A 19842-nucleotide genomic window follows, 5' to 3' on the forward strand; every position below is an offset into this window, starting at 1 on the left:
CGATTCGATCCCGAGAGAGCCTTACTCGGGGCTCCGCTCGACGTTGCCCTCGACGTGCAGCTCCCACGGGGCGGCCGCGCAGCCCGCGTTCTTGTTGCGCACCTCGAGCGTGATCCACCGCGCGTCGTCGACGCTCATGAAGGACTCGTCGCCCCACGAGCGGGTCACGACGTCTTCCTCGTCGGCGGCCTCCTCGCTCCGCGCGGTGCTGAGACCGCAGGCGACGCGTCCGCCGTGGCCGCCCGTCCCGAACGGATCGAGCTTGAAGCGGCTCTCGTAGACGAAGAGGTCGAAGTCCTCGCCCGGCGGCGAGGTGAGCGTGGCCGTGAACTTGAGGGGCACGCGCTGGAGGCCGCCGTCGAGCTCCTTCACGCGGAACTGGACCGCGTCGTTGCAGGTGCCGCTCGCGGTGAGCTCGTCGCTCCCGCGATCGCCGGCGACGGCGCCGAGCTCGCGCGGCTCGCTGCAGCGATCCTCCTCCCACGAGGCGCGCATGCGGCCGATCCACGCGATCGTGAGGTCGACGCGCGCGAAGAAGTCGACGTCCCCGCGGCACGCGCCCACGCCGACGACGGAGTCGCCGCAGACGAGCGGCGCGCCGGAGTCGCCGGACGCGAGGCGGCCCGAGCCGCCGCGGAACGTGAACGCGTCGAGCCTGTCGCCCTGGTACTGCATCGAGGCGCTGCGCTTGGCGCCGATGGTCGTCGCGCCGTCGGCGTCGTGGCGGCCGAAGCCGACGACGGTGCACGTCTCGGAGGCGCGCGGCGCACGCGCCTCGAGCGAGAGCGGCGTGACGCCGTCGACCGGCGCCTTCAGCTTCACGAGGCCCACGTCGAGGTTGGGCAGCCGGCAAGGGTTGAGCAGCCCGATCTCGTGGAAGGGCCTGCGAGGGTTGTAGTCCGGGAAGACCTTGGCGCCTTCGACCGAGTGACGCGCCATGCCGGCGGTCGCCTCTTCGACCGTCGCGGCCGCCTTGCCGTCTCCGGTGTAGAACTCGGTGGGGGTGCCGTGCTGCCGCAGGCACTGCGCGGTGGTGAGGACCAGGTCCGGCGCCACCAGCGTCCCGTTGCACATCGAACCGCCCGGAAACACGAGCATTCCGACCGCCGCGAAGCCGTCCTCGGCCGAGCGCCCGGCCTGGATCGCGTCGGCGGAGGAGTCGGACGCCTCCTCTTCTACGGCGCAGGCGGCGAGCGAGAGGGCGAGGACGGTGGCGAGCAGGCGACGCATGCTTCGTTTCTGAAGCACGGTTGGTGCCGGCGACCCGACAACGGGCGAGCCCGGAATACATGGGTTTTCGCGGGGTCGGCGCCGGCGTTCCGGGCGGGGAGGACCGTCGTTTCAGATCCGGGACGATCGACGCGATCGTGATCCGGCGCTCAGATCTCGCCGTAGGCGCGGGTGACGAGGCGGCGCGCCACCGTCTGGATGCCGGTGTGCTCGTAGTAGTTGTTGCTGACGTCGAGGGCGGCGGCGACGAGATCGAGCTTGTCGTCGGCGACGTCGACGTACTCGCGCACCTTCGCGAGGATGCCGTCCTGGCTGATCGCGTTGTTCTGGATCTTGGCGTCGATCGCCGATTTTGCGCCGTCGAGCGTGGAGGTGACGAGCTGCTTCTTGTTCCCGATGTCGCCGGGGAGGTAGCTGGCGATCGTGCGGAAGACGCGGTTGTTCGCGAGCTCGCCCTCGGTGATGCCCTGCACCGCGCTGATGACCTTCGACACGCCGTCGGGGCCGAGCGGCAGGACGACGTCGAGCGCGATCCACGCCGAGAAGCGCATCGCGTCCTCTTTGCTCGCGTTCAGGAGCGAGCTCACGAAGTCGCCGACGCTGTCGCCGGGGAGGCCGTTCATCGAGCAGAACGCGGCGAGCTCGGCGGCGAGCTTCACGCCGGCGTCGATGGCCTGGACCGTGTCCGGCTTGGGCGTGATGTCCTTGAGGAAGCTGAGGAGCTCGAAGCGCTGGCCGGCGAGGCTCGCGAGCGAGGCGGCGCCGGCCATCGTGCTCTCTGAGTCGACGAGCTTGAAGATCGTCGCCGCGCGCTGGTAGCCGGTGCTCTCGTCGAACCAGAGCTGGAGCGCCTTCACGCCGACGGCCTGGACGACCTCGGGATCGGTCTCGCCGGTGACGGACTCCACCATCTTCTCGAAGCTGGTCACGTTCTGCCACTCGCCCGGGGCGAGGTAGTCGAGGACGCCGAGGACGCGCGTGGTGAGGCTCGTCTCGGGGAGCGCCTGCAGAAGGGTATGGATCGAATCGCTCATTGGAGTGGACCTCGTGCTCAGAGCGCGGACAGGCCGCGGAGATCGAACTTGGAGATGACGCCCTTGCGAGCGTCGTGATCGAGCGACTGGCTCGACACGCTGACCTGGTAGCGATCCTTGACGAGGATCATCGTCTTGTTCTTGCCGAAGGTGGCGACGGGGTGCGCGTCGACCTTGTCGGCGGCGCCTTCGAATTTCTTCTTGTCAGCGTCTTTCCCGTTGAGGTCCGTGACGGCGAGGAGCGCGATCTCCTTGCCGTCCTTGGAGAGCTTCGCCTCCGCGTACCCCTCCTTGTCGGCGGTGAACACGCGCGACGCGCCCTCGGTGCCGTCGGGCGGGAAGAACTTGTTGAAGCTCCCCGTCTCGGCCTTCGGCGCCGACGACGTGGGCGCCGACTCGGCGGCCTTCTGCGCGCTGGCCGCCGCCTGCTCCCAGCGGTCCTCTTTCTTCTGGCAGGCGCCGACCCCGAGGAGAACGACGAGCGCCGCGACGCCGAAGAGCCGCTTCGAAACTGCGTGAGTGATCGAGTGCATGCGAAGGGTCACGGCGCTCGCGCAAGCAGCCGCCATGCCACGCCGAGCGCTCGTCATCCCGCACACTTGGCGCCCCGTTGCTGCGTCGGCGCGACACCAACCATCGCTCGGAGGCGACGATAGACGACCGTGAGCTCAGTCTTCGTCGCGGCGAGGCTACGGGCCCCCGACGTGGTCGAACGTGGAGTCCTCGAAGAAGACGCGGTCGTCCTGCGGCGCCTCGGGGCGGAGGGTGACGCCCTTCGTCGTCCGCGTCGGCCATTCGTCGGGCGGCGTCGGCGGCACCACGTCCTGGAACCAGCCGACGATGACGCCGTTGTCCGCGATCCCGAAGAGCTGCTCCAGGCGCCATGCGCTCTCGCTGGGACGTGGAATCGGGAGGCGGACATAGGCAAAACCGCGCGTCGGGTGCCAGAGCGCTCCACGCATCCGATCGCTGATGGATCGCGGAACGTTCTCGCCGTCGGCGGTCGCCTTGACGGAGCCCACGATCATTCCCGCAGCGTTGACCCCACGGCAGTCGATCGCGTGAGGGTTGCTATCGGGACCCGGCATGATGGTGAACCCACGGGCGGTCGGGATACCGCCGTCGTCGTCCGGCGTCTGGATCGCGGGAACGCCGCGGAAGCAACGGCTCGGGCCCTCGTAGCCGCTCGACGAGGAGTCGACGATCCCGATGACCTCACCGTTCACACCGATCGCGCGGCCGAAATGGTTTTGGTAGCCGTCGATGTCGAGGAGCACGCGCGTCCCATCGGGCTCCCAGAGGAAGCCGCGCCACGTGGTCCAGTCGTAGAGCGTTCCCACGATACGTCCGCCCGAGTGCATTCGCTCGATGGAACAATCTCCTTCGTCGCCGGGATCGCACGTGCGCAGCACGGCGCCGTCCTTCCACGTGAAGCTGAGCCACTGCGACCGATCGCCGTCGAGGTACTGGGCGAGCACAGTTCCGTCCGCGGCGAGACCGCGAACGAGCGCGTACTCCGCGCCGGCCGGCGGCGTGATGACGACCTCCTCGCCGCTCGCCTTCACGAGGACGAGCTCTCCGTTCGTCCGCTCCCCGACGCGATTCCCCGCGCTGTCGACGTCCGCCCAGCCGACGTCCGGATCCACCTCGGTGGTGTACAGCGTTCCATGAACGACGGTGCCGAGCCCGTCCTTCACGTTCACCTGAATGACGAGCGACCTCTCTTCGCCGGCCGCGACGACGGAGCCGTGCACCTCGTCGGTTCCTACGTAGCCGGGCGAGGGGGCGTAGCGGATCACACCGTCCTTGACGGTCGTCTCACCGTGCGCGGCAGGCTCGATGGTGAGGTTCGTCCCCGCTTCGGGAGCTTCGGCGATCCGAATGGAGACCGGGACATCGCGGATCGTGACCATCGTGAAGACGAGCGGCGCCGGGCCCGAAGCGTCGGCGGGCGCGCCGCCGTCGTACTGCGCCGCGGATGAGTCACGCGGCGCGGCGTCCGCTGTGCCGATGACGCCGGAGTCGGGGTCGAGATTCGACGGCGTCGCCGGATCGTCGTCCGCGCACGCGGTGGCCAGCGCGATCGTCCCAAAGGTGGCGCTGGCGAAGAACACAAGCCTCGAAGAATGGATCATGCGATGCACGAGTACAGTTGTTGTTAGTCAAATGCAACTGCAATCAAGATGCTATAGTCATGCGTGCCAAACGATGAGAAGGCTCAAAGCGACCATGCTCCTCGCGTCGACGCCGACGCTCGTCCTGATCGTGCTCACGGCCTGCGACGAGAGCTCGTCGTCGATGCACGAGAGCGTCGACGCGGGGCACCCCCTCGACGTCGTACGCGCGCCGGAGCCGGCGCGCGTAGACGCCTCCGTACTGGACGGCGACGGAGGTGCTCGCGACGACGCCGCGACGGCGCCCGATGCATCGCCGGACGTCGTCGAGCTCATGGATGGCGGTCAGATCTCCGCCGTATCGTTCGTCGTGGCGCCGCGGATGCAGGCCGACGTCTCGGTGCCGCTCCTCGAGGGAGAGCTGGTCGAGATCCTGTCGGCGCCCGCGGGGATCGAGACGACCGTCGACGCCGGCACGATTCGGCTACGTCTGTCACGAGTGTTCACGGCAGGAGCGGTGACGTACCGTGCGCTCTCGAACGGGAGCAGTCGCAGCGGGCGCCTCGACGTGCGGGCGGACACGAGCTCCTTCGCGACCATCGACGGTGAGCTCTACCGGGTGCGCGAGGTCGCGAGCGACAAGCCGAGCACGCCAGGGGCACGTCTCGGTCTCTGGAGCGGGAGTGACGCGCGCGCGATGGGGACTTGGGAGTCGGCGAGCACGACGTCGTCGGTGTTGATCGAGGGTGGCGCGCTGCAGTTCGGAGGTCCGGGGACGGCCTTCCGGCATGCTGACGCGACGACGACGTTCGGGAGCCGTGACGGCCGGCCCGCTTGGTACGAGGGCGGCGCATGGACCACGCTGCCTTGGGGTGACGCGGCGGGCAGTCTCTTCGACCGCCGCCACGACTGGCACGCGGCGGCGGTACGTGACGCGACGAGGTTTGGTGACGACGAGCTTCACGCCGTTCGCTGCTCCACCGCGAGCTACGCGGACTGCGCTCGCGTTGGCCCGGACGACGCGACGGAGAGCGAAGCTCACGCCGTCGACACGACGGGACGAGTCGTCGGCTGCGGCAAACATGAAGGTCATCGTCGTCCTTTCACGTCCGTCGGCGACGCCGGGACGGGGGCGTGGGAGCCCACGGGCCTCCATGGATGTTTCCACGGGTTCCGCGACGATGGCTCGATCGTGGGCGAGGTGACCGAGCCGGATGGGGAGCTTCGCGCGCTTCATGTCGGGACGTCGGTCGCGCGTATCGTCTTCGCGCGCCGCCTCGGTGGCTGGCTGGCAGGAGGCCGCGGCGGCCTCTTCGGCGGCACGATCGATTATGGCGGTCACCTCCTCGCCGCCAAGCTGGAGCCGTGGCCGTCGATCGTCGGCGTCTCGCTGCAAGAGGCGCCGGAGCCTCAAAATCCAGCGCTCGCGCACGCGTGTGGGCATGGGGAATCAGGCCCGTTCTCGACGCTCGTGGCATCGGCGACGCCCGCGGAGGCGCCGACGTTCCGACGATCGCACACCTTCTACACGATCGCGCGTCCGCCGTTGGTGGGGGACCCCGCCTTCATCGCGCTCGACAACACGGTCGACGGCGAGCTGACGCTCCACTTCCAGGAGCCCATCGCGGTGCGCATGACGGGCCCGAACGGCCATGACGTGCCCATCGATTTCGCGGACCGGACCGGGCGCTGCCCAGTGCTCCGGCAGTTCGTTCAGTTCCACCCGCACGCGGTCGGTCGTCACGTGATCGAGCTCGGCCCAGGTCGCAGCGCGAACGTGCACATGGTCTACGAGCGGGGATCGTCTGTGGAGCCGTAGTGAGCGGCTACGGCTCCAGCACCCGGACGTCGAGGGCCCACTTGCCGGTCGCGCCGTTGTAGCCGTCGATCTGGACGTAGTAGGTGCCGGGGTCGAGGGTGATGTCGAGGAAGCTGCGGCCGGGGCCGGTGCCGACGTGGCAGGCGGAGCTCAGCTCGATGCCGGGGCAGGGCTCGCCTTGGCGGAGATCGAGGATCGTCTGCATGTCCGAGCCGCTCATGTCGAAGACGACGCGGCGGCGCTGGGTGAGGACCAGCTTGCCGAGCTGGTCCTTCGCCGTGCCCGCCGGCTGGCCGGTCTGGTCGCAGCCGGCGCTGAAGTCGGCGGTCATGTCCGTCGTGTCGCCCGTGAAGTAGCCGCCCGTGTCCGGGATCGGGAACGCGTCGGTGCAGCCGTCGCCCGCGGTGATGACCGTCGGCGGGACGGTGGGGCGGACGAGAGGGAAGAGGAGCGCGGACTCGGAGAGCTGATCGCCGACCACGACGCGGTACTCGCCGGCGGGCTGGTTGCGGCGCGAGACGCGCTGCGGGGTCGAGCCCTGCGTGCACGCGATCGCCGCGTCGCACGCGGGGGGGCTGAGCGAGACCATGCCCTGATCGATGAACGGGAAGCGGCCGATGACGAGCACGTCGCTCGGGGCGTCGAGCGTGAGCTTGAACGCCGCGTCGGCGAAGCCGGGGCCGCAGCCGTTGTCGATCGCGTCCTCGTGATCGGTGAGGCTCACGAGCTTCGTCTTGTTCGGCTCGATCTCCGGCGCCGTCGCGCACGACTCCTCCGGGAGCGGATCGGTCGGGGGAGACGTCTTCACGATGATCGACGCGTCGATCTGCGTCGTCGCCGCGACGCTGACGACGTGGACGCCCTTCGCGAGCCGCCGCTTGAAGAGCGGGGAGGACTCGCCGGCGCGGCACGCGAGCTCGTCGGTCGTGCAGCTCGCCGGATCGCGGAGGCTCACGATCGGCGCGCCCGTGCCGAGCGTCCGCGACGCGAAGATGCGCACGTCGCGCTCCTCCGTGAGCTCGAACGAATACGTGAGCTCGCCGCCGGTCGCGTTCGCGTGGCAGTCGGAGGAGAGATCGAACTTCGCGTCGATGAGCGAGACGGCCGCCGCCTGATCGAGCGCGATCGGCGCGGGCGACGCGCAGCTCTCGTTGGCCGGAGGATCGGTCGGCGGGAGGAACGCGACGCCGAGATCGACGATGGACTCGTTGCGCGTCGCGACGACGGCGTAGACGGTGGAGCCCGCCGCTTGCCTGCGCGCGATCGCGCGCGCGTCGGCGACGTTCGGGACGCGCTGGCACTGGATCTCCTGGCTCGCGTCGCCGCACGCGCGCTGGAGCGTTAGGCCGACCTCCGCGTTGAGCGACGAGTTGGTGCGGGCGCGGACGAGGACGTCGCGCGCGCCGTCGGCCGGGACCCTGATCGCCACGACGATGTCCTGGCCGCTCGTCGACGTCGCGCAGCTCGTGCCGTAGTCGGGCTTCGTCGCGACCGTGCTGAGGAGGTACGTCCCCGCCGTCGCGATCGTGGTCGCGGTCGCGCACGTGTCGTTCTCGGGCACCGAGCACGGCTGTTCGTCGATCCGGCCGTCGCAGTTGTCGTCCTTGAAGTTGCCGCAGATCTCGGCCTTCTTGCTGCTGACGGTGGGATCGGTGTCGTCGCAGTCGCCGCCGCCGTTGCAGTGGTAGTCCGGGTCGCCGTCGCCGTCGACGTCGCGCAGGACGTGCTCGCACGACTGGGTGCCCTCGACGCAGCGATCGATCGTGCAGCCGTCGCCGTCGGAGCAGGTGACGACCGGGCCCGGCGCGCAGCCCTGACGGAGGACGCAGCGCTCGCTGCCGTTGCAGTAGGCGCCGTCCTGGCACTGCGCGTCGTCGGGCGTGTTGCGGCAGCGCCCGAGCTCCTGATCGCAGCGGTCGAAGGTGCACGGGATCTGATCGTCGCACTGCCCGTCGTCGTTGCACGGGCCGCCGATCGTGGGGTCCACGCCGCCCGCGTCGACGACCGGCGCCTCCGCCTCCGCCTCCGGCCCCGCGTCGAGCGACGCGACGAAGCGGTCGCGCACCTCCGTGCCACATCCGGCCGGAGCGAACGCGAGGACGAGGACCGACGACAGCGCCGAAGCGCCGAGCAGAGCCTTCATGCCCATCGAGCGGATCTCAGATCATCTTGGCGAGCGGGATCTCGTGGCCCTTCGGGCACACCGCCTTGTACTCCTGCTCGGCCTTCGCGGCCGGGATCTTCACCGTCGCGCCGCAGTCGGGGCACTTCACCTCGACGATGTCTTCGTCGCCTTTGGACATGCCGAGAAGCCTAGCACCCCGCCTTCCGATCCTGATACGCCGGGGCTGTGAAGGCGCTGCTCCCGCTCCGCGCCGTCCTCGTGACCGGGAAAGGCGGCGTCGGCAAGACGACGGTCGCCGCCACCCTCGCGCGGTACTTCGCCGCCTCGGGCAAGCGCGTCCTCGCGACCGAGATCGCCGGCGACGACGATCCTTCCTCTGCGCTCGCCGCCGCGCTCGGCGCGAGCACGATCACGGAGGAGCCGCGGGAGATCGCGCCGAACCTGTGGCTCGCGTCGCTCTCACCGTCGACCGGGCACCAGCGCTTCCTCCGCGACGTGCTGCCGATGAAGGTCCTCGCCGACGCGGCGATGAGGGCGGGCGCGATCCGCCGCTTCCTCTCCGCCGCGCCGACGTTCCCCGAGATGGGGATCCTCTACCGCCTCCTCGATCTCCAGCGCGCGAAGCGGAAGGACGGCTCCTGGACCTACGAGACGATCATCTGCGACCTGCCCGCGACCGGGCACGCGCTCGCGCTCGCGCAGGTGCCAGAGGCGCTCCTCAAGGTCATCACGAGCGGTCCGATCGCGGCGGCGGTGAAGGAGGGGCTCGCGTTCCTCCTCGATCCGAAGCAGGTCGGCGGCGTCATCGTCACGCTGCCGGAGACGCTGCCGGTGAGCGAGGCGATCGAGCTCGCGGAGGGCGTCGCCAAACATCGCATCCCGCTCGCGCGCGTCGTCGTGAACCGCGTCCCGTTCGATCCGTTCGACGCGGAGGAGCGCGCGTTCCTCGATCGCGCGCTCGCCGGGCGCCCGCCTACCCTCGGCGTCCGCACGCTCGAGCGCATCGATCGCGCGCGCGCGGCGATCGAGCGCCTGACGGCGTCGGTCGCGATCCCGGTCGAGACGATGCAGGACGTGTGGCTCGACGGCCCGCGCCTCGCCGAGGAGATGGCCTCGCTCCTCTCGGTGGAGCAGGCCTCGGTGGAGCATGCCCGATAGCCGCCCGCCGGACACGGCGCCGGTCCTCCCGATCGAAGACGCGACGTTCCTCGAGCCGCTCGTGCGGAGCAAGCGCGTGATCGTGTGCTGCGGCGCGGGCGGCGTCGGCAAGACGACGACCTCGGCCGCGCTCGGCGTCGCGGCAGCCGTGCGCGGCCGGCGCACGCTCGTCCTCACGATCGATCCGGCGCGGCGCCTCGCCGAGGCGATGGGGATCCCCGCCGGCGCGCGGGAGCCGACGCCGGTGCCGCGCGAGCTGCTCGCGAGCATCGGCGTGCCGGCGGCGGGGACGCTCGACGCGTGGATGCTCGCGCCGGAGGTCGTGTTCGAGTCGATGGTGCGCCGCCTCGCGTCGAGCGAGGAGCGGGTGCAGGAGATCTTCTCGAACCGCCTCTACCAGGCGCTCACGAAGGTCATCGCCGGGATGCAGGAGTACACCGCGGCGGAGGCGCTCTACGAGCTGTCGCGCGGCGATCGCTACGACCTCGTCGTCCTCGACACGCCGCCCTCGCGCAACGCGCTCGCCTTCCTCGAGGCCCCGCGGAAGCTCTCGCTCTTCCTCGACGAGCGCGTCATCAGCGTGTTCCTCCCGAAGAAGGGCGGCGGCTTCCTCCGCGCCGCGTCGGACCTCGTCGATCGCGTCTTCACGAAGGCCTTCGGGGAGGGCTTCTATAAGGACGTCCAGGACTTCCTCGGCGCGTTCTCCGGGATGTTCGGCGGGATGCGCGAGCACGCGGAGGCGGTCCGGAACCTCCTGTTGTCGCAGGACGCCACGTTCGTGCTCGTGACGAGCCCGGAGCCGTCGGCGCTCGCCGAGGCCGGCTTCTTCCGCGCGAAGATCACGGAGCTCGGCCTGCCGTTCGCGGGCTACGTGCTCAATCGCAGCTGGGCGTACACGCGCGGGTTCGTCGGACCGGAAGAGATAGCGCTCGACGCAGGAGCGACCGATCGCGAGCGGGGCGCCCTCCACAAGCTCGGACAGCTCGCCGACGGAGAGCGCTGGCGCGCGCGGCGCGATCGCGACCTCCTCGCCAACCTCCGCATGGATGCGCCGGAAGGGGCCGCGATCGCGACGCCGCATCTCGGGGGCGCCGTCGAGGACCTCGCCGGTCTCGCCGAGCTTGCACGTAATCTCGTTCACCTCGAAAACGCCTGATAGGATGCGGCTTCCCCGATCGTCGGGGCTCCGCGAGGATGAAGGCCGTCGACTTTTACACGCTGCCGCGCGCGATCCAGGACCGCTTCGTCGGTTCGGTCATGAGCGGCTTTCCTCCGGCGCCGATCCTGGCGTCGAAGGGCGGCACGTCGACGAAGCTCCGCTGGGTCGGCGTGAGCGCGGCGTCGTTCGTCGCGCTCCTCGTCACCGCGCGGATCGCGTTCGGCGATCTCGAGTCGACGCTGTCGCTCCACTCGGCGAAGGTCATCCCGCTCTACTTCGTCTTCGTCTTCGGCCTCGGCTTCGGGCTCCTCCAGGCCTTCGCCCGCGTCGTGCGCGAGCGCGCGCTCCCGTACTCGGCCGGCATCTACCTCTTCCCCGCGTGCCTCATCGACGCGCGGCACGATCAGTTCAAGGTCTACGAGACGCGCGACCTCACCGCGGTCGAGCTCCAGGGCACCTCGATCCGGATCGCGTTCGCGGGCGGTCACTCGTTCCTCTTCCCGCTGTCCTCTCCGTCGCAGGGCCCGGACCTCGTGAAGGAGGTGCAGACCGCGCGCGACCGCGCGATGCACGCGAACGCGACGGAGGACCCGAAGGAGCTCGTCGCGGTCGATCCGCTCCACAACCCGCGCTTCGCGAGCCCGGTCGGTCCGACCGAGCAATACGAGCTGAGGCGCCCGCCGTGGAAGAAGCTCGGGCCCGTCATCGCGGCCGGCATCGCGATCGTCCTCGGCCCCACGATCTGGGCGCTCCGGAACCGCGGGAGCGACAACAAGATGTACGCGCGCGCGACGCAGGTGAACGACACGCCGACGTACCGCCTCTACATGCTCCACGGCTCGCGGCACCAGGAGGAGGTCGGCGAGATCCTCCTCCCGCGCGCGGAGCTCGTCGACGCGAAGGTCTCCGGCAACGTCGACCCGCTCCTCAAGTACAAGGCCGAGCACCCGCGCTCGAAGATCGCGAACGAGATGAACGCCGCGATCCGCACGGCGATGCTCGCCGCGCTCGAGCGGGCGAAGCAGCCGGGCACGCTCGCCGCGCTCGAGGAGTTCAACAAGCGCTACCCCGAGCACGGGATCGAGCCCGAGTACCGCGCCGCCGTCCACGCGGTCTACGCGCGCGAGCTCGAGGCCTACAAGAAGAAGGCGCCGAGCAAGGACAAGGCGGCGATCGCGTTCATCGAGCGCCTCTTCGCGTGGGCGGAGAAGAACGGCCCGAAGGTCGAGGTGCGGTTCAAGCGCAAGGCGAACACGTCCCTCGAGCGCGCGGACCAGTTCATCCTCAAGACGCCGACGTTCATGGGCGTCGTCACCTATCCGTCGCGCTTCTTCGACGACAAACACTCGACGACGCGCGAGGCGACGCTCGGCAAGTCGCTCGCGGCGCAGTTCGACGCCGGTCTCGCGCCCGAGCTCTTCGAGGTGACGATGGGCTCGGTCGTCACCGAGCCGGAGCTCCCGGAGCCGAAGGTCCCGACCCTCTTCATCACCCACTCCGCGGAGTGGTCGGGGCACAACTACACCTCGAGCCGCCCGCGCGGCAGCTACGTCGGCCTCAACTTCAACATGGACGCCTCGTTCGTCATCCCCGGCGACGCGAAGCCGTACAAGTTCAAGGCGGAGATCTTCCGTCACGCCGCGACGCACGTGCTGCACGGAGACGGCACCCCGTACCTCGGCCCCGGCGAGGCGGAGGAGAAGGTCTACGAGACGATGGCGACGGAGGCCTTCGACCAGTTCGGCAAGCGCCTCCTCGCGGGCTTCTTCACGCCCGAAGGGAAGAAGTAGCGCGCGCCGACCCGAGCGCGGCGCGGACCTCGGCGGCGCGGGCCTCGACGCGCGCGCGGATCGCCTGGACCTCGGGCCGCGCGCGGACGCGATCGAGGAGGGGAGCGCGATCGAGCCAGACGACGTCGACGCTGCCGGCCGCGTCCATCTGCGCGACGGCCTGCACGACGCGGTCGTCGGCGCCGAGGATGGCGGCGACCTCGGCGTCGACGCAGGCGCCGAAGGAGATGCGGCGGTTCGAGCGCTTGCCGAGCACCGCGAGCGCGGTCTTCATCGTCGCGTCGGTGCGCGCGCGCCCCTCGACGAGATCGAACGTCGCGACGACCGCGGCCTTCATCGAGAAGTCGGGCGTCGCCGCGAGCTCCGCCGCGAGCGCGGCGCGTCGCTCCGGCGTGGGGCGGTAGTAGACGCAGCGCATGCGGTTGACCCAGTAGTCGGAGCCCGCGCGCTCGGGCGCCGTCGCCGCGCCGAGGATCGCGTCGCTGCGCTCGTGCTCCCCCGCGAGCGCGTGCGCGAGCGCGATGTACCAGCGCGCGTGCGTGAGCGTCGGATCGACGGTGACCGCGGTGTAGAAATGCGCGAGGCCCTCCGCCGTCCCGGTCGTCTCGAGGAGGAGGAGGCCGCGGAGGTAGTGCGCCTGCGGGTGATGCGGCGCGATCGCGAGCGCGTCGCCGATCGCGCGCGCGGCGGCCGCGTTGTCGGCGATCTGCATGCCGAGGCTCGCGGCGGCGAGGTGCGGCTCCGGGCGGTCGCGCGCGATCTCGAGCGCGCGCTCGGTCGCGCGGCGCGCCTCCGCCTCGTCGGCCGCGTCGCCCGCCGCCATCCCGAACGCGAGCGCCGACGCGTAGGCGGAGAGGATCATCGGATCGTCGGGCGCGCGCGCGAGGGCCTCGCGGAGGCACTGCTTCGCCTCGTCGACGAGGTTGCCCCAGCGCCGGCGGAAGAGGTGCGAGCCCTTCAGGTAGAGATCGAGCGCGGCGGCGTCGTGGCGCTCGAGCTCGCCCTCCTTCCGCACGACGAGGAGCGCGTTCGCGAGCGCGCGGCTCATGCGCTCCGCCGCGCCGACGAGGTCCTCGAGCGCGCACGCGAGCGTCTCGCGGAAGAGGACGAGCCCGTCGGCGGTGCCGGTGACGGCGAGCTCGATCGCGACGTTCCCTTCGTGGTTGGCGATCGATCCGGTGACGACCGCCTCCGCGCCGACGTCGCGTCCGACCTCGGCCGGCGAGCGCCCGATCGTCCCGGCCGCTTCGATCGCGCCGCGCGACGTCGCGCGGAGCGGTCCGGTCGCGAGCGCGTCGATGAGGAGCGCGCTGATCCCTTCGCCGAGGTGCGCGTCGGCGGGACCGCCGCGGTTCTCGAAGGGCAGCACCGCGACGATGCGCGCGCGCCTCCGCGACGGCGCACCGGCGGCGAGGACGGTGCTCGACGGCGTCGGCAGGGCGGCGTCGAACGCGGCGATCACCTCGCGCGGGTGGGCGAAGCGCGCGGCGGGGCGGCGGGCGAGGCAGCGGCTCACGACGCGGTCGAGCGCGATCGGGACCTCGGGCCGGAGGCTGCTCGGATCGGGCGGCGTCACGAGGAGCGGCTGGAACAGGCCCTCGCGGCGGCCGCGGAAGAGGCGCGTGCCGGTGAGCATCTCGAAGAGGAGCGCGCCGAGCGACCACACGTCGGCGCGGAGATCGACCGGCTCGTCGGCGAGCACCTCCGGCGCCATGTAGCCGGGCGTGCCGCTCATGCCGCGGATCGCCTCCGCGCCCGTGACGAGGTGCGCGATCCCGAAATCGGAGAGGAGGATGCGCCCGTCCTCCGCGAGGAGCACGTTCGAGGGCTTGAGGTCGCGATGGAGCACCCCCGCGTCGTGGGCCGCGCCGAGCCCGGCCGAGACCGCACGCGCGACGCGCGCGACCTCCGCGAACGGCAGCGGACCGGTGAGGTCGTCGGCGAGCGTGCGTCCGACGACGAGCTCCATCGTGATGAACTTGCTCCCCTCGTGGCTCCCGATGTCGAAGGTGCGGAGGACGTTGGGATGCGTCACGCGCCGCGCGAACTTCACCTCGCGGCGGAGGAGATCGACCTGCTCGGGGCGCGCGGCGTACGTCGCCTTGAGGAGCTTCACCGCGACGTCCTCGTCGAGCTCGGTGTCGTGCGCGAGGTAGACGTTGCCCATCCCCCCGCCGCCGAGCATGCCGAGGACCTGGTAGCGCGCGCCGATGAGCGGCAGGTCGTCGCGCGGCGCGGGGAACTGCGCGCCCGTCTCTCCCGTCGCGGTGTCGAGCTCCGTCTCGTTGGTCTCTTCGGGCCCCCCCATCAGCGGAGGAGCCGCGCGATACGGAGGTAGTTGAGCGGACCGCCGGTGCCTGCAAGATACACGTACTTGTCGGTCGTCCTCGTCGCGCGGATGCAGGTGAGCTCGGTCGTCGTGCCGGCGCGGTACGCCGGATCGGCGCCGCCGTCGGGCAGGTAGCGGTCCCACGCCGCCGCGCCGTCGCGGCACCCGGCGGTGAGCGGACGTCCGTCCGCGTCGACGGAGAGCGCGCGGACCTCTCCGTTCGAGCGGATGCCGGTCGCGCCGCCGAAGCTCGGATCGACGCCCGCGTCGCCGATGCGGACGATCCCCGCGCCCGCGTCGGCGGTCTTCGCGACGTAGGTGCCGGCGGGGTGGAAGGCGATCGCGGCGGGCGTGCCCTCGTCGAGCGAGCGGAGGACGAGGCCGGCGCTCGTGCCTTCGTGGAGGAAATACGACGTGACGCCGGCGCTGACGTGCGGCGCGGCGACGAGGTAGTGATCGATCGCGATCGGCGCGAGGAGCGCGGCGAGCTCGCCGGAGACCGCGCTCGGGAGCTGGCGGTAGCCGCCGGTGCCGTACGCCGGATCGGACGCGCCGCCCGAGTCCATGCGCGCGATCGTGAAGGGGCCGGGGTTGCCGGTGCTGTCTTCCTCGACCTTGGTGACGGCGTAGATCGAGGTCGGGAGCACCGCGAGCGCGATCGCGGTGGCGTACTTGGCGCCGGGGGCCGTCTTCACGATCGCGGGGCCTCCGCCGGCGAAGGTCGCGTCCCAGGACTTCCCGTCCGTGCTCGTGCGGACGACGATCGGCGACGAGGCGTTCAGCGCGCTCGCGTAGCCGCTGAAGTACACCTGGCCGTTGTCGGTCACCGTCATCGCCCAGAAGGTCTGCGACGCGGGCTTCGTGAGCGGTCCGTAAGCCGCGTCGCGCACGCCGTCTTTCGTCCATCGCGCGAGGCCGCTCGCGGCGTCGACGTAGAGCGCGCCGTCGGACGCGAAGGCGACGAGGGTGGGCGGGATGTCGAGGTCGACGAAGCCGTCGTTGCCGAAGGTCGGATCGAGCGTGCCGGGGCGCGGCGGATCGATCGTGATCACGGTCGCCGCGGTCGCGAGCTTCTCGCTCCCGGAGAGGAGGGCGACGTCGAGCGAGACCGCGCCCTCCGGCGCGTCGTTCGCGACGTTGATCGTGAGGGTCGCGCTCGACGAGCCGGGCTCGATCGTCGCGGCCGGCGCGCTCACGCCGGCCGGGAGGCCGCTCACCGCGACGACGAGCGCGCCGGGGTGCGCGCCGCGGACGATCGAGACCGGGATCGTCCCCGACTCGCCGCGCGGGATCGCGGCGGTGGTGCCGAGCACGAGCGACGGCTGCACGACCGAGGCCTCGAGGACGGTCGTGACGTCGCGGCTCGCGTCGACGCCGGCGTCCTCCTGCGGCGTCGCGGGCGCCTCGGCGTACCCGTCGCCGCAGGCCCACGCGAGGACGAGCGCGATCGCGACGACGACGCTTTTCGTGAGGCGGCGCACGCCCCGACTATACCAGCGCTCCGCGAAGCTCGCGCAGACCGTGGCCGCGCTCGATCGGGGCGAGATCGATGCGCTCTCCGTCCTGGGCGTAGCCGCCCGCGAACGGATCGGCGGCGAGGAAGAGCGGCGTGTCGAGGTCGATGATCGTGAGGCCGCCGCGCCCGGCCGCGATGCACGCCGACGTCCCCATCGCGAGGCGCGTCTCGACCATGCCGCCGATCATCCGATCGAGGCCCTCCTCCTCCGCGCGCGCGAGGATCGCGAGCACCTCGAAGATCCCCGACTTCATGATCTTCACGTTCACCGCGTCGGCGGCGCCGCGCGCCTTCGCGATCGCGACGTCGGCGGCGCACGTCACCGACTCGTCGATCGCGACGCGGACGCCGGCGCGCGCGCGGAACGCGGCGAGGTCGTCCCAGCTCCGGACCGGCTGCTCGAAGAGGTCGACGCGCGCCGCGCGGACGCCGGCGGCGAAGGCGAGCGCGTCGTCGAGGGTGAAGCCGGCGTTCGCGTCGACGAGGAGGCGGGCGTCGGGGCGCGCGGCGCGGACGGCGAGCACGCGCGTGACGTCCTCTTCCACGTTGGTGCCGACCTTCACCTTCAGGGTGGAGAAGGCGGCGAAGGACGCGGCCTCGCGCCGCGCATCGTCAATCGTGCCGGTGGTGATCGTCACGTCCGTGACGATCTCCGTCATGGATCCGCCGAACATGACGTGGAGGGGGATCCGGCGGACCCGCGCGCGGGCGTCGACGACGGCGGTCTCGATCGCGCAGCGCGTCGATGGCGTCGCGTCACCGAGACGCGCTCGGATCTCGGCGGTGTCCTCGAGGTCGACGCCGGCGAGCTCGACGCGCGCGCACGACGCGAGGACGGCCTCCTGCGTCTCGCCGTTGAACGCCGGGAAAGGGGCGCCCTCGCCGAGGCCGGTCGGGCCGCCGTCGGTCTCGAGGGTGACGAGCACGTTGCGGGCGTGCTCCTGGGCTCCGCCCGCGATTCCAAAGGGTTTTCGCATGGCGACGTCGAGCGGGCGCGCACGGACCTGCGCAATGCGAGGCATCGCGCCAGCATCGGGTTGCGCGTCGCGATGCGCAAGGTCAGCGGGAGGATGGATCGAGCGCCAGACGGCCGCTGAGGCGTCTTTCGCCCGCACGATTCCGAGCTCTTACGTAAGCGCACCAGTAATTTCCGACGTTTGTGTACGTGTGCCTACACTGTGGTCCTGGCATCCTCTTCGCAGGGAAGGAGAACATCATGAAAGCCTACCTCGAGACGCATGACCTCCAGAGCACGCTCGGCGCGCTCGGCTGGCTCGCCGTCGTAGCCGCCGTCGTCCTCGGCGCCGCCTCGTAGTTTTCAACGCAGGGGCTCCGCCCCTGCACCCCGCTCGCACGATGCAGAAAAACGTCAGAACGTTTTTCTGCCGCGTGCTCGCCTCTTCGATGCCCGGACAAACTATTCCAGCAGGAACGCTTTGTAGGCCGCGTCGCTCGGCGCGCGGCCGAGGAAGCGTTCGACGAGCTTCGCCGCCTCGTCGCTGTCGCCCGGGGCGAGGATCATCGCCCGGTACTCCGCCGCCGTCTTCGGGTTGAGGAGCCCCTCCTTCTTGAAGCGCGTGAAGAGGTCCTGCGCGATCGAGAGCGCCCACTGGTAGCCGTAGTACCCGGCGTCGTAGCCGATGAGATGACCGAAGCTCGCCTGGAAGTGCGTGCCCTCGACGTACTTGAACGGCGTGTACGCGTCGTTGATCTCGGCGAGCACCTTCGTCGTGTCGAAGGGCACCGGGCGCGTGTGGTACGCCTGATCGAGCGCCGCGAGGTAGAGCTGGCGCTGCGTCGCGAGCCCGCGACCGAAGCCGCGTGAGCGGAGCATCGCGGCGTGGAGGTTCGCCGGCAGCGGCGCGTTGGTGTCGTGGTGGCGCGCGAAGAGCGCGAGGGTGTCCTTGTTCCACGCCCACTCCTCGAGCATCTGCGACGGCGACTCGACGAAGTCGCGCGCGACGCTGGTGCCCGCGAACGACGACAGCTCCGCCTCGCTGAGGACGTGGTGGAGGACGTGGCCGAACTCGTGGAAGAAGGTGACCGCGTCCTGGTGGCTCATGAGCGCCGGCGCGGCGCCGCCCGGCTTCGGGAAGTTGCACTCGATCGCCGCGATCGGCATGAGGCGGGATCCGTCTTCCATCCGCGCCGTGTCGCGAATGCCGAATACGGCGGCGTGCTTGTATTTGCCTTCACGCGGATAGAGGTCGAAATAGAAGCGGCCGAGGACGGTCCCCTTCGCGTCGAGGACCTCCATCGGCTCGACGTCCTGGTGCCAGGTCGGCGCGCCCTCCGCGCGGCGGAACTTGATGTCGAACATCTTGGAGGTGATGTCGAGGAGCCCCGCCTTCACGCGCGTGACTTCGAAGTATTTGCTGACCTCCTTCGAGTCGAGGCCGTATTTGGCATTCCGGACCTGGTCCTCCAGGTAGAGGCGGTCCGACGGCGGGATCGGCTCCGACTCCTTCACCCCGAGCTTCGCGCGCGCTTTCTTGAACTCCGCGATCTCGGCGTCGCCCTTCTTCGCGACGTGTTTCTTCAGGCCTTCGAGGAACGCGGCGACCGTCTTCGGGTCCTTCGCCATGCGCTCTTCGAGGATGTAATCGGCCCACGTCGCGTAGCCGAGGAGCTTCGCGCGCTCCTCGCGGAGGGCGAGCATCTTCTCGATGACGGCGACGTTCTTGTCCGCCGCGCGATTCTCGAATTGTTTGTAGAGCGCGAGCGCGAGCTTCCGGTCTTTCGCGTAGGTGAGGACGGGGAAATAATCGGGATAGTCGGTCGTGATGACGACCTTGCCGTCCTTGTTCGGCGGACGGGAGACGAGCCACTCCTTCGGCAGCCCCTCGAGCTGCTTGGGCGTCGCCTCCACCGTGAGGTGGGACTGCGCGAGGTTCGTGTCGAACTCGAGCGAGAGGTCGGTGAGCTGTTTGTTCAATTCGCGGAGGCGCTGCTGCCCTTTGTCGTCGAGCTCGAGGCCGTTGCGGCGGAAGTCGCGGAGCGTGCGATCGAGGAGGCGCTTCCTCGCGCCGCCGAGTGCCTCGTTCTTGGCCGCGTAGCGCTTCATCACGTTCGCGATGCGCTTGTCGAGCCAGAGCGCGGTGTCGATCGCGTCGATCTTCGGCTCGCAGAGCTTCGCCTTCTCGCGCACGCCGTCGTCGGGGTGCGAGACCGCCATCAGGGCGGGGAAGTCGCCGGCGTTGCGGAGCGCGAGCTTCGCGCGATCGAGCTTCCCCGCCGTCGCCTCCCACGTCAGCGCGACGTCGTCCTTCGTGTCGAGGCCGCGGATCTCGCGGAGGAGCGACTCCGCGCGCGCGATGCTCCGATCGCAGAGCTGCTCGATGCCGGCGCGCGCGAGCTCGTCGCTCCCGGGCCCCGCGGTGCTGCGGCCGAGGCCGAGGACGACGGGGTCCACGTCGAGCGGCGCGAGCTCGGGCGGCGGGGCCGCCGGTGGAACGCTCGCGGTCGGCGGCGGCGTGAGCGGCTTCGCCGGCAGCTCCGCGGGCGGGCTCTCGTGACCGCAAGCGGCGAGGAAGAGGACGGGGACGCAGGCGCGGAGCAGCTTCATCGC

14 protein-coding genes are annotated in these 19842 nt (G+C 70.6%); 4 read left to right on the forward strand and 10 right to left on the reverse strand.

Features of this window, described 5'->3' with window-relative positions; genetic code table 11:
• Positions 1–21: 21 nt before the first annotated feature.
• The 4 genes from KF837_05805 to KF837_05820 all read right to left on the reverse strand — a co-directional run bounded on the left by KF837_05805 (position 22) and on the right by KF837_05820 (position 4399).
• Positions 22–1230 carry a S1 family peptidase gene (locus tag KF837_05805; protein MBX3226804.1) on the reverse strand — a complete coding sequence of 403 codons (1209 nt, stop codon included), beginning with the start codon at positions 1228–1230 and terminating at the stop codon, positions 22–24.
• A 149-nt stretch (positions 1231–1379) separates the two neighbouring features.
• The gene (locus KF837_05810; GenBank protein MBX3226805.1) at positions 1380–2264 is read right to left on the reverse strand and encodes a hypothetical protein; all 885 of its coding nucleotides are present in this window, start codon (positions 2262–2264) and stop codon (positions 1380–1382) included.
• A gap of 17 nt (positions 2265–2281) precedes the next feature.
• The gene (locus KF837_05815; GenBank protein ID MBX3226806.1) at positions 2282–2797 is read right to left on the reverse strand and encodes a hypothetical protein; all 516 of its coding nucleotides are present in this window, start codon (positions 2795–2797) and stop codon (positions 2282–2284) included.
• 156 nt (positions 2798–2953) lie between these two features.
• Complete coding sequence (locus KF837_05820; protein ID MBX3226807.1) at positions 2954–4399, reverse strand: hypothetical protein; 1446 nt, start codon at positions 4397–4399, stop codon at positions 2954–2956.
• Positions 4400–4493: 94 nt separating this feature from the next.
• On the opposite strand from KF837_05820, the gene KF837_05825 reads away from it, so the two are divergent.
• Positions 4494–6197, forward strand: a complete 1704-nt coding sequence (locus tag KF837_05825; protein MBX3226808.1) for a hypothetical protein — start codon at positions 4494–4496, stop codon at positions 6195–6197.
• Between the two features lie 7 nt (positions 6198–6204).
• On the opposite strand, the gene KF837_05830 is transcribed toward KF837_05825, so the two are convergent.
• Positions 6205–8340: a putative metal-binding motif-containing protein gene (locus KF837_05830; GenBank protein MBX3226809.1), complete on the reverse strand. Its 2136-nt coding sequence runs from the start codon at positions 8338–8340 to the stop codon at positions 6205–6207.
• 16 nt (positions 8341–8356) lie between these two features.
• A complete protein-coding gene (locus KF837_05835) occupies positions 8357–8500 on the reverse strand; it encodes a hypothetical protein (GenBank protein MBX3226810.1) in 144 nt (47 codons plus the stop codon).
• A 47-nt stretch (positions 8501–8547) separates the two neighbouring features.
• On the opposite strand from KF837_05835, the gene KF837_05840 reads away from it, so the two are divergent.
• From KF837_05840 to KF837_05850, 3 genes are read left to right on the forward strand one after another with little or no spacing between them, the layout of a single operon-like run.
• Positions 8548–9480 carry an arsenic transporter gene (locus KF837_05840; GenBank protein MBX3226811.1) on the forward strand — a complete coding sequence of 311 codons (933 nt, stop codon included), beginning with the start codon at positions 8548–8550 and terminating at the stop codon, positions 9478–9480.
• Positions 9470–10636 carry an ArsA family ATPase gene (locus KF837_05845; GenBank protein ID MBX3226812.1) on the forward strand — a complete coding sequence of 389 codons (1167 nt, stop codon included), beginning with the start codon at positions 9470–9472 and terminating at the stop codon, positions 10634–10636. The genes KF837_05840 and KF837_05845 overlap by 11 nt, the downstream gene beginning before the upstream one ends.
• A gap of 38 nt (positions 10637–10674) precedes the next feature.
• The gene (locus KF837_05850; GenBank protein MBX3226813.1) at positions 10675–12429 is read left to right on the forward strand and encodes a hypothetical protein; all 1755 of its coding nucleotides are present in this window, start codon (positions 10675–10677) and stop codon (positions 12427–12429) included.
• Here KF837_05850 and KF837_05855 read toward each other — a convergent pair.
• The 4 genes from KF837_05855 to KF837_05870 form a co-directional block, all read right to left on the reverse strand.
• Positions 12407–14737 carry a protein kinase gene (locus tag KF837_05855; GenBank protein MBX3226814.1) on the reverse strand — a complete coding sequence of 777 codons (2331 nt, stop codon included), beginning with the start codon at positions 14735–14737 and terminating at the stop codon, positions 12407–12409. The genes KF837_05850 and KF837_05855 overlap by 23 nt on opposite strands.
• Positions 14737–16239, reverse strand: a complete 1503-nt coding sequence (locus KF837_05860) for a hypothetical protein (GenBank protein ID MBX3226815.1) — start codon at positions 16237–16239, stop codon at positions 14737–14739. The genes KF837_05855 and KF837_05860 overlap by 1 nt, the downstream gene beginning before the upstream one ends.
• A gap of 7 nt (positions 16240–16246) precedes the next feature.
• Positions 16247–17296, reverse strand: a complete 1050-nt coding sequence (locus KF837_05865; protein MBX3226816.1) for a dipeptide epimerase — start codon at positions 17294–17296, stop codon at positions 16247–16249.
• Positions 17297–17691: 395 nt separating this feature from the next.
• Positions 17692–19839, reverse strand: a complete 2148-nt coding sequence (locus tag KF837_05870; GenBank protein MBX3226817.1) for a Zn-dependent oligopeptidase — start codon at positions 19837–19839, stop codon at positions 17692–17694.
• Positions 19840–19842: the final 3 nt, after the last annotated feature.

Origin of the sequence: Labilithrix sp., assembly GCA_019637155.1 — a bacterium.
In the GTDB taxonomy this organism is placed as follows: Bacteria; Myxococcota_A; Polyangia; order Polyangiales; family Polyangiaceae; genus Labilithrix.